Source organism: Streptomyces sp. NPDC101110 (genome assembly GCF_044759525.1).
Taxonomy (GTDB): Bacteria; Actinomycetota; Actinomycetes; order Streptomycetales; family Streptomycetaceae; genus Streptomyces.
Genome location: NZ_JBIVZM010000018.1, coordinates 67,934 through 80,776, shown reverse-complemented (window position 1 = coordinate 80,776; position 12,843 = coordinate 67,934). Strand labels below are relative to the sequence as shown.

Sequence of the window (12,843 nt, the reverse complement as noted above, 5' to 3'; positions counted from 1 at the left end):
GTTAACGCTGCTTGACGGGACCTAACGTCTCGGGAACCGCCGGCCCTGGTGGGATGTTCAAGGGCGAACGTTAGGTATCCACTCATGCTGACCATCCTCGGCTTCGCCATGATCGCGACCTTCCTGGTCCTGATCATGATGAAGAAGATGTCGCCGATCGCGGCGCTCGTGCTGATTCCCGCGCTGTTCTGCGTGTTCGTCGGCAAGGGCGCCAAGCTCGGCGACTACGTCCTCGACGGCGTGACCGACCTCGCCCCCACCGCGGCGATGCTCATGTTCGCGATCGTCTACTTCGGCGTGATGATCGACGTCGGTCTCTTCGACCCGATCGTCCGCGGAATCCTCAAATTCTGTAAGGCCGACCCGATGCGGATCGTCGTCGGCACCGCCGTGCTCGCCGCGATCGTGTCGCTGGACGGCGACGGCTCGACCACCTTCATGATCACCGTCTCGGCGATGTACCCGCTGTACAAGCGACTGAAGATGAGCCTGGTCGTGATGACCGGTGTGGCCGCCATGGCCAACGGCGTGATGAACACCCTCCCCTGGGGCGGTCCGACCGCCCGCGCCGCCACCGCGCTGAAGCTCGACGCCAGCGACATCTTCGTCCCGATGATCCCGGCGCTCCTGGTGGGCCTGGCCTTCGTCTTCGTCCTGTCCTACGTGCTCGGTGTGCGCGAGCGCCGCCGGCTGGGCGTGCTGACCCTGGACGAGGTGCTGGAGGTGGAGCAGGAGACCGAGACGGTCCTCGTCGGCTCCGGTGCCTCCGGCGACGGCAAGGTCTCGATGAGCAAGGGCGGCACGGCCGCCGCGGGCTCCGGCACCGACGCCCCCGCGGGCGCCCCGGGCGGCGCCGCCTCCGCCGCCTCGGATGACGACGGTTTCCAGGGCCTCGACCCGAACCGGCCCACCCTGCGTCCGAAGCTGTACTGGTTCAACGCGCTGCTCACGGTCGGCCTGCTCACCGCCATGATCATGGAGTGGCTGCCGATCCCGGTGCTGTTCCTCATCGGCGCCGCGCTCGTCCTCTCCGTGAACTTCCCGCACATCCCCGACCAGAAGGCCCGCCTCGCCGCCCACGCCGACAACGTCCTGAACGTCTCCGGCATGGTCTTCGCCGCCGCCGTCTTCACCGGCGTCCTCCAGGGCACCGGCATGGTCGACCACATGGCCAAGTGGATGGTGGACGTCATCCCCGGCAGCATGGGTCCGCACATGGCCCTCGTCACCGGCATCCTGAGCCTGCCGCTCACGTACTTCATGTCCAACGACGGCTTCTACTTCGGTGTCCTGCCCGTCCTCGCCGAGGCGGGTGCCGCGCACGGCGTCACCCCGCTGGAGATGGCCCGCGCCTCGCTGGTCGGCCAGCCGCTGCACATGTCCAGCCCGCTCGTCCCGGCCGTCTACGTCCTGGTCGGCATGGCCAAGGTGGAGTTCGGCGACCACACCAGGTTCGTCGTGAAGTGGGCCGCCCTCACCTGCCTGGTCATCCTCGGCGCGGGCATGCTGTTCGGGATCATCTGAGCCACTCCATGGAGGACGTCATCGTGAGGCCCGGTGGGAACCGCGGCTGGCTGCTCCGCCTCGTCATCGCCTTCTCCTTCGCGCAGGGGGCGGTGTCGATGGCCCGGCCCGCCGTCTCCTACCGGGCCCTCGCGCTGGGCGCGGACGAGCGCGCCGTCGGTGTGATCGCCGGTGTCTACGCGCTGCTGCCCCTGTTCGCCGCCGTGCCCCTGGGCCGGCGCACCGACCACGGCCGCTGCGCGCCGCTGCTGCCGGTCGGCGTGGTGCTCATATCCGGCGGCTGCGCCCTCAGCGGCGCGGCCGGCTCCCTGCGGACGATGGCCCTGTGGAGCGGTGTGATGGGCCTCGGACACCTGTGCTTCGTCATCGGCTCCCAGTCCCTCGTCGCCCGCCAGTCCGCACCGCACGAACAGGACCGCAACTTCGGCCACTTCACCATCGGCGCCGCCCTCGGCCAGCTGGTCGGACCGGTCGCCGCGGGTGCGCTGATCGGCGGCGAGGACATGGCCGGCAGCAGTGCGCTCGCCCTGATCGTGGCGGGCGCGACCGCGGCGGTCGCGTTCACCTCGCTGTGGCGCATCGAGCACCGCCGTACGCCGTCCGCCTCCGGCGCGGACAAGGGGGCCCGGGTCCCCGTCCGCGGCATCCTGCGCACCCGCGGGGTACCGGCGGGCATCCTGATCAGCCTGGCCGTGCTGTCCGCCACCGACATCCTGACCGCCTATCTGCCGGTGGTCGGCGAGCACCGCGGCATCGCGCCGTCCGTGATCGGCGTCCTGCTGAGTCTGCGCGCGGCGGCCACGATCGCCTGCCGCCTGGTGCTGACGCCCCTGCTGCGGCTGCTCGGCCGGACCCTGCTGCTGACGCTCACCTGTCTGCTGGCGGCCCTGCTGTGCGCCGGCATCGCCCTGCCGGTGCCGGTGTGGGCGCTCGGACTGCTGCTGGTCGCGCTGGGCTTCTGCCTCGGGGTCGGCCAGCCGCTGTCGATGACGACCGTCGTCCAGGCGGCCCCTGACGATGCCCGTTCCACCGCCCTGGCCCTGCGCCTGACCGGCAACCGCCTCGGGCAGGTCGCCGCGCCCGCCGCGGCCGGTCTGATCGCCGGGGTCGCGGGTGTGGCGGCGCCGTTCGTGATGCTGGGCGTGCTGTTGCTGCTGTCGTCGGGGGTCGCCGTCCGGACGCCGCGGGAGCCGGAGGAGCCGGGCGGGCCGGAGGAGCCGGACGGGCCGGAGGACCCGGACGGGCCGGAGGACCCGGGCAGGGGGCGACGTACGGGGCCGAAGGGCTTCGCGGGCGGGGTGTCGCTGCGCCGGAAGAGCGATATCTGACGCGCCGTAGTGCGCTGCTGTGCCCTCTTCGGCCGTCAATCGGGGCGAGCTGCGGCTGATCACCTGCGGCGGCCATGACCGCAAGGAGGGCTTCGCCGGGAGCCCGGTCGCCTTCGCCCGCCCCACCGGCATCCGCTGACCCGGACCGGTCCGGACCGACGGCCCGACCCGGGCCGGTCCCGGCCGACCCCTGATCGGGCCGGTCCCGGCCGACCCCTGATCGGGCCGGTCCCGGCAGACCGCTGACCCGGACCGGTCCCGGCGGGCCCCTGAACCGGTCCGTCCGCCTTCTCACCAGATGGACCGGAGCCCCCGATCTTGTCCGGTCTCTTCCCCCGGCCGCGCACATTCCGTTAACTTCCGTGACCCACAGCCCCGTACGACCCGCACGGGGCTTCCGACCGCGGAGCACCAGCGCCCTGATGACCCCTCGGGGGCCCCTCATGACACGCGCCATCTCCCTGCACGACGTGAGCAAGGCCTACCCGCGGGGCACCCGCGTGGTCGACCGGCTGACGCTGGACATCACGCCCGGCGAGTTCCTCGTGCTGCTCGGCCCGTCCGGCTGCGGGAAGTCGACCGTGCTCCGAATGATCGCCGGGCTGGAGGAGATCGACGAGGGCCGGCTGCTGCTCGACGGCGAGTACGCCAACGAACTGCCGCCCTCCGGCCGGGACATGGCGATGGTCTTCCAGAACTTCGCCCTCTACCCGAACATGACCGGCCGCGACAACATCGGCTTCCCGCTGCGCATCGAGTCCCCGGGCGCCGATCCCCGCCCCCGCGTCGACGCCACCGCGCGCATGCTCGGCATCGAGGACCTCCTCGACCGCCTGCCCGGCCAGCTGTCCGGCGGTGAACGACAGCGGGTCGCCATGGGCCGGGCCATCGCCCGCCACCCCTCCGCCTTCCTGATGGACGAGCCGCTGTCCAACCTCGACGCCAAGCTCCGCACCCATCTGCGGGCCGAGATCTCCCGGCTCACCCGGGAACTGGGCGTCACGACGATCTACGTCACGCACGACCAGTCCGAGGCCATGTCGCTCGGTGACCGGGTCGCGGTGCTGCGCGGCGGCGTGCTGCAGCAGGTCGACAGCCCCCGTGTGGTCTACGCGCTCCCCCGCAACGTCTTCGTCGCCGCGTTCATCGGCACTCCGCGCATCAACCTGCTGCGCGGCCTGGTGCGCGCCCCGCTGGACGGGGCGATGACCATCAGCCTGGGCAAGCAGTTCCTGCGCTTGCCCGAGCCGCTCTCCCTCGACCACCAGTTGCTGCGGGTCCAGCAGGGCCGCGAGGTCATCGTCGGCCTGCGCTCGGAGGCCGTCCGGATCGCCAAGCACGGCGCGGCCCGCCCCGGCGAGGTGCCGATCACCGGCCTCGTCGAGCACGTGGAGTTCCAGGGGCACGAGATCCTCGTCCACTTCAACACCGGATCCAGCCCGGCCGTCGTCCCCGAACTTGAGGCCCCGCGCCCCCGCCCCGGCCGCCCCGCCCGGCGGCGCCGCCGCGACGGCTCGGTCCTGACCCGGCTGCGGGAGCGGACCGGGGCCGGGCGGGCCGGACCCGTGATCGCCGTGGACCGTCCCGAGACCGCCGCCCCCGCGACCGCCGACGTGCGCCTGCCCGGCGACCTCATCGTCCGCACCACCCCGGACCTGGCCCTTCGCCACGGGATGCAGGTACCGCTCCTCGTGGACCTCGCCCACCTCCTCGTCTTCGACCAGCACGGCGACCGGATCTGCCCGCACCCCGACCGCCTTCCCGACCTGGGGGAGTGAGGAGCGGCACATCCGGCGGTGACCGTCCGCGTGCTCTGATGACCGGTGGTGTCTGGCGCCAGAAAACTATCGCCGCTAGTTTATGTGCCGGACGACGACGCCCCGCCCCGGAGGAAGCGCGATGAAGGCACACGACGGCATGTACATCGACGGCGCCTGGCGCCCCGCCGCCGGCCCCGACGTGATCGAGGTCGTGAACCCGGTCGACGAGCAGGTCATCGGCACGGTCCCGGCGGGCACCGCCCAGGACGTCGACAGTGCCGTACGGGCCGCTCGCGCCGCCCTGCCCGGCTGGGCCGCGACCCCGCCCGCCGAGCGCGCGGCGCGTCTGTCCGCCCTGCGGGACGTGCTCGTGGCCCGCGCGGACGAGATCGCCGAGACGGTGACGGCCGAACTCGGCTCGCCGCTGAAGTTCTCGCAGGCCGTCCACGCGGGTGTGCCGATCGCGGTGGCCGGCTCCTACGCCGAACTGGCGGCGACGTACGCCTTCGAGGAGAAGACCGGCAACTCGGTCGTGCACCAGGAGCCGGTCGGAGTCGTGGCCGCGATCACGCCCTGGAACTACCCCCTGCACCAGATCGTCGCGAAGGTCGCCCCGGCCCTCGCGGCGGGCTGCACGATCGTGGTGAAGCCCGCCGAGGACACCCCGCTGGTGGCCCGCCTGTTCGCCGGCGCCGTGCACGAGGCGGGCATCCCGGCCGGTGTCTTCAACCTGGTCACCGGCCTCGGCCCGGTCGCCGGTCAGGCCCTCGCCGAGCACCCCGGTGTCGACCTCGTCTCCTTCACCGGCTCCACCGCCGTCGGCCGGCAGATCGCCGCGATCGCCGCCGGGCAGATCAAGAAGGTCGCGCTGGAGCTGGGCGGCAAGTCCGCCAACGTCATCCTCCCGAGCGCCGACCTGGCCAAGGCGGTCAACGTCGGGGTCGCCAACGTCATGTCCAACTCCGGCCAGACGTGCAGCGCCTGGACGCGGATGCTGGTCCACCGCGAACAGTACGACGAGGCCGTCGAGCTCGCCGCCGCGGCCGCCGGCAAGTACGGCGACCGCATCGGCCCGGTCGTCAACGCCAAGCAGCAGGCCCGGGTGCGCGGCTACATCGAGAAGGGCGTGGCGGAAGGCGCCCGGCTGGTCGCCGGCGGCCCCGAAGCCCCACGCGGAAGCGGCTACTTCGTCAGCCCGACCGTGTTCGCCGACGTCACCGAGAACATGACCATCGCGCAGGAGGAGATCTTCGGCCCCGTCCTGTCGATCCTCGCCTACGAGGACGAGGAGGACGCCCTGCGCATCGCCAACGGCACCGTCTACGGCCTGGCCGGTGCCGTCTGGGCCGGTGACGAGGCCGAGGCGGTGGCCTTCGCGCGCCGTATGGAGACCGGCCAGGTCGACATCAACGGCGGCCGCTTCAACCCCCTCGCGCCGTTCGGCGGCTACAAGCACTCCGGCGTCGGCCGCGAACTCGGCGTGCACGGCCTGGCCGAGTACCTCCAGACCAAGTCGCTCCAGTTCTAGCCAGTTCCAGCCAGTTCTAGCCAGGGAGTTCCCACCGTCATGGCTGTCCGCGCCGCCGTCCTGCCCGCCGTCGGCTCCCCGCTGGAGATCACCGGCATCGAGCTGCCCGACCCCGGACCCGGCCAGGTCCGCGTCCGGCTCGCCGCAGCCGGGGTCTGCCACTCCGACCTGTCCCTGTCCGACGGCACCATGCGCGTGCCCGTCCCCGCCGTCCTCGGCCACGAGGGCGCCGGCACTGTCGTCGCCGTCGGCGAGGGCGTCACCCACGTCGCACCCGGAGACGGGGTCGTCCTCAACTGGGCCCCCTCCTGCGGTGCCTGCCACGCCTGCTCGCTCGGCGAGGTGTGGCTGTGCGCCGAGGCCCTCAGCGGCACCGGTGACGTCTACGCCCGCACCACTGACGGCACCGACCTCCACCCCGGCCTCAACGTCGCCGCGTTCGCCGAGGAGACGGTCGTCTCCGCCGCCTGTGTGCTGCCCGTCCCCGACGGCGTCCCGCTCACCGACGCCGCCCTCCTCGGCTGCGCCGTCCTCACCGGCTACGGCGCTGTCCACCACTCGGCCCGGGTCCGGCAGGGCGAGACGGTCGCGGTGTTCGGCGTCGGGGGAGTGGGCCTGTCCGCCCTCCAGGCCGCCCGGATCGCGGGCGCCTCGCAGATCGTCGCGGTGGACGTGTCCCCGGAGAAGGAGGAACTGGCCAGGGCGGCCGGTGCCACCGACTACGTCGTCGCCTCCGACACCACCGCCCGCGACATCCGCGGCCTCACCGGCAAGCAGGGCGTGGACGTGGCCGTGGAGTGCGCCGGGCGCGCGGTCAGCATCCGGGCGGCCTGGGACTCCACCCGCCGCGGCGGCCGCACCACCGTCGTCGGCATCGGCGGCAAGGACCAGCAGGTCACCTTCAACGCCCTGGAGATCTTCCACTGGGGCCGCACCCTCTCCGGCTGCGTCTACGGCAACTCCGACCCGGCCGCGGACCTCCCGGTCCTGGCCGGCCACATCCGGGCGGGCCGCCTCGACCTGGGCGCACTGGTGACGGAACGCATCTCCCTGGACGGCATTCCGGCGGCCTTCGAGAACATGCTGGCGGGCAAGGGCGGCCGGGCCCTGGTCGTCTTCTAACCCCGAGCCCCCGGCGCCCCGGCCTCCCGCGAGGCCGGGGCCTCAGGCATGCCCGGGCCCGCGGTCGATGCCAAGTACAGGCAAAAGTCCTGATGCGCGACCCGTTGACGGCCATACCGTCCGGTCAGTACGTTCCCGGAACCCGAGCCACCCCCCGTTCCGTCCCCGCACCCCCCGGAGCGTGCACCGCATGGACACGGCACCTTCCGCTCAGCCCGTCACGACCTCACCCGCCGTCGGCAACCGCCGCCGGGTGGCCACCGCGGCGGCGCTCGCCTCCGCAGTCGAGTGGTACGACTACTTCGTCTTCGGCATCGCCGCGGCTCTCGTACTCGGCGACCTCTACTTCCCCTCCGGCAGCGCCACGGCCGGCGTCCTCGCCTCGTTCGCGACCTTCGCCGTCGGCTTCCTCGCCCGGCCCATCGGCGGCGTCGTCGCCGGCCACCTCGGCGACAAGCGCGGCCGCAAGCCCATGCTGGTCCTCGCGCTCACCCTGATGGGCGTGTCGACCACCGCCATCGGCCTGCTGCCGACGTACGACACGATCGGCGTGGCCGCCCCGATCCTGCTCGTCCTGCTTCGGGTCGCGCAGGGCGTCGCCGTCGGCGCCCAGTGGGGCGGCGCGATGCTCCTGGCCACCGAGTACGCCCCGGAGGGCAAGCGCGGTGTCTACGGCAGCGTCGTACAACTCGGCGTCCCCATCGGCGTGGTCACCGCCAACACCGTCTTCCTGCTGGCCGGCGCGCTCACCACCGACTCGGCGTTCGCCGCCTGGGGCTGGCGCGTGCCGTTCCTGGTCGGTCTGCTGGTGCTCGGCCTCGCCTGGTACATCCACACCCGCGTCGAGGAGACGCCGGCGTTCCGGGAGGCCGAACGCGCCCTCGCCGAGAAGGAGAAGTCCGAGCAGAGCTCGCCGCTGCGCACCATCCTGCGCGGCCACCTGGGCACGGTGTTCCTGGCCGGCGGTTCCTTTGCCGTGAACACCGCCACCTTCTACATCCTCATCACCGGCGTCCTCGACTACACGACCCGGGAACTGGACATGAAGAAGGGCCCGGTGCTCCTGGTCTCGCTCTGCGTCAGCCTCACCCAGCTGGTGCTGATCCCGGCCGCTGCCGCGCTCTCCGACCGCGTGGGCCGCATCCGGGTCTACGCCCTCGGTGCGGTCGGCATCGCCCTGTGGGCCGTACCGCTCTTCCTGCTGATCGACACCGGCTCGCTGCTGTGGCTCGCGGTCGGCACGTTCGTCGCAAGCTGCTTCCTGAGCATCATGTACGGGCCCCAGGCCGCCCTGTTCGCCGAGCTGTTCACGCCCGAGATGCGCTACACCGGAGCCTCCCTCGGCTACCAGATCGCGGCCGTCGCGGGCGGCGGGCTCGCGCCCTTCATGATGGTGCTGCTGCTGGAGGCCACCGGCACGTCGATGGCCGTGTCCGGCTACATCGTCGGGCTCTCGGTGATCGCCCTGGTGTCGATCAAGATTCTCGCGGACCGGGCGCGCGGCGCCGAAGCTCCGGACGCCGCGCAGGCGAAGGCCGAACCGGAGACGAAGGCCGAGTCAGCGGGCTGAGTCCCCGGTCTCCTCGGGCAGTGGCTCCGGAGCACCTCCCGGAGTCACCGCCCGGGCCGCCGCCCGCGACCGCGACCGGGACACCGCCACGCCCGCCAGGCACAGCACACCGCCCACCAGGGTGAGCAGCCCCGGCACCTCGCCGAGGAACAGCCAGGACATCAGCACCACCAGTGCGGGCGCGGCGTACGTCGTCGCGCCCATCCGGCTCGCGGTCGTCCGGGACAAGGCGTACGCCCACGTCGTGAAGGCGAGGGCGGTCGGGAAGACGCCCAGGTAGACCATGTTGAGCGTCGCCGAGACGGGCGCCGCGGCGGCCTGCCGCGCGAGCTGCCCGGCGAACGGCAGACACAGCACCGCGCCGACCAGGCACCCGAACGTCGTCACCTGCAACGGGCTCGCCGAGCCCAGTGCGGGCTTCTGCGCCACGACACCCGCGGCGTACGCGACCGCCGCGAGCAGGCACAGCACCACCCCGAGCACCGAGGAGCCGCCCTCGCCGGACATGGAAAGACCCACCGTCACGGCACCGGCGAACGACACGGCCATCCCCGCCAGCAGCCGCGGCGGCATCGGGTCGCCCAGCAGCCGGACCCCGAGCAGCGCGATGAGGATCGGCCCGGTGTTCACGACCAGGGCGGCCGTCCCCGCGTCGACCTGCTGCTCGCCCCAGTTCAGGGCGACCATATAGAAGCCGAACCACAGCACGCCGGATATCGCGATCCCGCGCCAGGCCGAGCGCGGTGGCAGCCCCTCCCGCCGCAGCAGACAGAACACCCCCAGCGTCAGCGCCCCGGCCAGCAACCGCCCGAGGGCCAGGGCGCCCGGCGCGTAGGCGTCACCCGCGCTGCGGATCGACACGAAGGCGGACGCCCACAGCACGACGGTGACGGCGGCCGCACCGGCGGCCCGCAGGTCGGTGCGACGACCGGGACGGTGCGGGGAGGGGTGCGACATCATGCTCCGAAGGCCAGGAGGGGAGGGGAGGGAGAAGCTCGCGGTTTTCGGACGGGGCTACCGCAGCGCCGCCGGCTCCACGCCCAACAGGTCGAACAGGGCGCGTTCACCGGCCGCCGTCACCTTCACGGCGCGCTCCGAGCCGATGCGCACGCACCAGCCCGCGTCCAGGGCGTGCCGGCACAGGGCGGCGCCCGCCACGCCCGCGAGGTGGGGCCGGCGTTCGGTCCAGTCGAGGCAGGCCCGGGCCAGCGGACGCCGGCCGCGCCGCTCCAGGCCGATGCCCGCCGACGCGAACCAGGCCAGCCCCGCGTCGGTGAGCGCGAACCCCGTCTCCTGCTCCAGCAGCCCGCCTGCCGTCAGCGCATCGGTGACCGCGATGCCCAGCCGCCCGGCGAGATGGTCGTAGCAGGTGCGGCCCCGGGCCATCGCCGAGCCGGCGCTCGACGCGCGCAGGGTGCGCGGCCGTTCCGCTCGGTCCGGCGTGACCTGGGCGGCCAGGTCCTCCAGCAGCTGTGCGACCCGGGGGTCGGCCAGCCGGACGTATCGGTGCCTGCCCTGCCGCTCCTCGGTGAGCAGCCCGCCCGCGACGAGCCGGCTGAGATGCTCGCTCAGCGTCGACGCGGCGACCCCCGCGTGCCGCGCCAGCTCGGTCGCAGTCCAGGCCCGTCCGTCGAGCAGCGCCAGCAGGCACGCGGCCCGGGTCTCGTCCGCGAACAGCGCGGCGAGCCGTGCCAGGGCCGTCGCCTGCGGATCCCTCGTGGTCATGCCCCCCAGCATGGGACACGGACGCTTCGGCCGACGCCGAAGCGTCGCTACACCGTGCGCCGCACCTGCTCGTACTGCCGTGCCAGCCCGTCCAGCAGTGCCGTCAATCCGGTCTCGAAGGCCCTCTCGTCGATCTTCTCCTGCTGTTCGGCGAGGCGGTGGGCCTGCTGGAGATGCGGGTAGTCGGCCGGGTCGTACGCGCTCGCGTCGTCCACGAAGCCCCCGGCGAAGGAGCCGAGCGCGGAGCCCATCACGAAGTACCGCATCAGCGCGCCGATCGACGTCGCCTGGGCCGGCGGCCAGCCGGCGGCGACCATCGCGCCGTAGACGGCGTCCGCGAGGCGCAGTCCGGCCGGGCGGCGGCCGGGGCCGCGGGCCAGCACCGGGACGATGTTCGGGTGGTCGCGCAGCGCGGCGCGGTAGGAGACGGCCCAGTCGTGCAGCGCGGTGCGCCAGTCCCGGCCGTCCTGGAACATGGTCAGGTCCACCTGGCCGCTCACCGAGTCGGCGACCGCCTCCAGGATCTCGTCCTTGGTGCGGAAGTGGTTGTACAGCGAGGGCCCGCTGACTCCCAGTTCGGCGGCGAGCCGCCGCGTGGAGACGGCGGCCAGACCCTCCGCGTCGACGAGCGCGCGGGCCGTCTCGACGATCCGGTCGGTGCTGAGCAAGGGCTTGCGCGGTCGGGCCATGGCGCACATAGTAGGGCTGCACGGAGAAACTAGCAGTGCTAATTTAAACGTACAGCTTTTGGCTTTCAGTGGGGTGACCTGTGGTGAATCTGGAGCTCAGCGAAGAGCAGAGCGCGGTCCGTCAGCTCGCGCGGGACTTCGTGGAGCGCGAGATCACCCCGCACGTCGTCGCCTGGGACCGCGCCGAGGAGGTCGACCGGGGCATCGTCAAGAAGCTCGGTGACGTCGGCTTCCTGGGCCTGACGATCGACGAGGAGTACGGCGGTTCAGGCGGCGACCATCTCGCGTACTGCCTGGTCACGGAGGAACTGGGGCGGGGTGACTCGTCCGTGCGCGGCATCGTCTCCGTCTCCCTGGGGCTCGTCGCCAAGACGGTCGCCGCCTGGGGGAGCGAGGAGCAGAAGCGGCGCTGGCTGCCCGGCCTGACCTCCGGCGCGGAGGTCGGCTGCTTCGGCCTGACCGAGCCGGGCACCGGCTCCGACGCGGGCAACCTGGCGACCAGGGCGGCACGGGACGGCGACGACTACGTCCTCAACGGCACCAAGATGTTCATCACCAACGGCACCTGGGCCGACGTGGTCCTGCTCTTCGCCCGCTCCACGGACGCCCCCGGCCACAAGGGCGTCTCCGCCTTCCTCGTCCCCACCGACACGCCCGGCCTGACCCGCCGCACCGTCCACGGCAAGCTCGGGCTGCGTGGCCAGGCCACCGCCGAACTCGTCCTGGAGGACGTGCGGGTACCTGCCTCCGCCCTGCTCGGTGAGGAGGGCAAGGGCTTCTCGATCGCCATGTCGGCCCTCGCCAAGGGCCGGATGTCGGTCGCCGCGGGCTGTGTCGGCATCGCCCAGGCCGCCCTCGACGCGGCCGTGCGTTACGCGGGGGAGCGGGAGCAGTTCGGCAGGACCATCGCCCACCACCAGCTCGTGCAGGAACTGCTCAGCGACATCGCCCTGGACGTGGACGCCGCACGGCTGCTGACCTGGCGGGTCGCCGACCTGATCGACCGGGGGCGGCCCTTCGCCGTGGAGTCGTCCAAGGCCAAGCTGTTCGCCTCGGAGGCCGCCGTCCGCGCCGCGAACAACGCGCTCCAGGTCTTCGGCGGCTACGGCTACATCGACGAGTACCCGGCAGGCAAACTGCTGCGGGACGCCCGGGTGATGACCCTCTACGAGGGCACGAGCCAGATCCAGAAGCTCGTCATCGGGCGGGCGCTGACGGGCGTGTCGGCTTTCTGAGTACCTGCCTGAGTACCTCGGCGGATGTGGCGCGGGCCACGTCCGCCGATGCTTGCCCCCATGAGTGACACACCGGGCAAGCAGCAGAACACGGCCGCCTTCTACGGACAGGCCGTCGCGTCCTTCGCCGTCGCCATGGCGGCCACCGCCATCGGCATCTACCAGCTGAGCGCCGACGCCTGGGTGCGGGCCTTCCTCGCCATCGCCGTCCTGTACCTGGTCACCTCGGCCTTCACCCTTTCCAAGGTGATCCGGGACCGGCAGGAGGGCGCGGGGACGACCCCCTCGTACGCCCCCTACGAGAAGCGCTGAGCGGGCACACTAAGCGCTCGCTCACCTTGGGCGGTATGGTGTTGCTCCTG

Annotated in this window: 11 protein-coding genes; 8 read left to right on the top strand and 3 right to left on the bottom strand. The window is 72.4% G+C overall.

From position 1 onward, the window contains the following. Window positions 1-48: 48 nt before the first annotated feature. The 6 genes from ACIQU3_RS33050 (at window position 49) to ACIQU3_RS33025 (ending at window position 8,832) form a co-directional block, all read left to right on the top strand. The gene (locus tag ACIQU3_RS33050) at window positions 49-1,524 is read left to right on the top strand and encodes a CitMHS family transporter (protein ID WP_403728958.1); all 1,476 of its coding nucleotides are present in this window, start codon (window positions 49-51) and stop codon (window positions 1,522-1,524) included. Between the two features lie 23 nt (window positions 1,525-1,547). Then, entirely contained in the window at window positions 1,548-2,852 is a 1,305-nt protein-coding gene (locus ACIQU3_RS33045; protein ID WP_403929351.1) for an MFS transporter, read from the top strand. Window positions 2,853-3,295: 443 nt separating this feature from the next. Then, window positions 3,296-4,630, top strand: coding sequence for an ABC transporter ATP-binding protein (locus ACIQU3_RS33040; RefSeq protein ID WP_403728955.1), 1,335 nt, complete (start codon window positions 3,296-3,298; stop codon window positions 4,628-4,630). A gap of 121 nt (window positions 4,631-4,751) precedes the next feature. Next, window positions 4,752-6,140, top strand: coding sequence for an aldehyde dehydrogenase family protein (locus ACIQU3_RS33035; RefSeq protein ID WP_403929249.1), 1,389 nt, complete (start codon window positions 4,752-4,754; stop codon window positions 6,138-6,140). A 39-nt stretch (window positions 6,141-6,179) separates the two neighbouring features. After that, window positions 6,180-7,262 carry a Zn-dependent alcohol dehydrogenase gene (locus ACIQU3_RS33030; RefSeq protein WP_403728949.1) on the top strand — a complete coding sequence of 361 codons (1,083 nt, stop codon included), beginning with the start codon at window positions 6,180-6,182 and terminating at the stop codon, window positions 7,260-7,262. Between the two features lie 190 nt (window positions 7,263-7,452). Beyond that, window positions 7,453-8,832, top strand: a complete 1,380-nt coding sequence (locus ACIQU3_RS33025) for an MFS transporter (protein ID WP_403728946.1) — start codon at window positions 7,453-7,455, stop codon at window positions 8,830-8,832. Here ACIQU3_RS33025 and ACIQU3_RS33020 read toward each other — a convergent pair. Genes ACIQU3_RS33020 through ACIQU3_RS33010 form a run of 3 tightly spaced genes read right to left on the bottom strand, consistent with a single transcriptional unit; the run spans window position 8,821 to window position 11,255 of the window. Further along, window positions 8,821-9,789: a DMT family transporter gene (locus ACIQU3_RS33020; RefSeq protein ID WP_403929348.1), complete on the bottom strand. Its 969-nt coding sequence runs from the start codon at window positions 9,787-9,789 to the stop codon at window positions 8,821-8,823. The genes ACIQU3_RS33025 and ACIQU3_RS33020 overlap by 12 nt on opposite strands. Before the next feature lie 57 nt (window positions 9,790-9,846). Next, complete coding sequence (locus tag ACIQU3_RS33015; RefSeq protein WP_403929246.1) at window positions 9,847-10,569, bottom strand: ArsR/SmtB family transcription factor; 723 nt, start codon at window positions 10,567-10,569, stop codon at window positions 9,847-9,849. A 35-nt stretch (window positions 10,570-10,604) separates the two neighbouring features. After that, window positions 10,605-11,255 carry a TetR/AcrR family transcriptional regulator gene (locus ACIQU3_RS33010; RefSeq protein ID WP_403728940.1) on the bottom strand — a complete coding sequence of 217 codons (651 nt, stop codon included), beginning with the start codon at window positions 11,253-11,255 and terminating at the stop codon, window positions 10,605-10,607. 74 nt (window positions 11,256-11,329) lie between these two features. Between ACIQU3_RS33010 and ACIQU3_RS33005 the strand changes: the two genes are divergently transcribed. Then, complete coding sequence (locus ACIQU3_RS33005; RefSeq protein WP_403728937.1) at window positions 11,330-12,481, top strand: acyl-CoA dehydrogenase family protein; 1,152 nt, start codon at window positions 11,330-11,332, stop codon at window positions 12,479-12,481. 60 nt (window positions 12,482-12,541) lie between these two features. Beyond that, window positions 12,542-12,793, top strand: coding sequence for a YiaA/YiaB family inner membrane protein (locus ACIQU3_RS33000; protein WP_403728933.1), 252 nt, complete (start codon window positions 12,542-12,544; stop codon window positions 12,791-12,793). Window positions 12,794-12,843 lie beyond the last annotated feature (50 nt).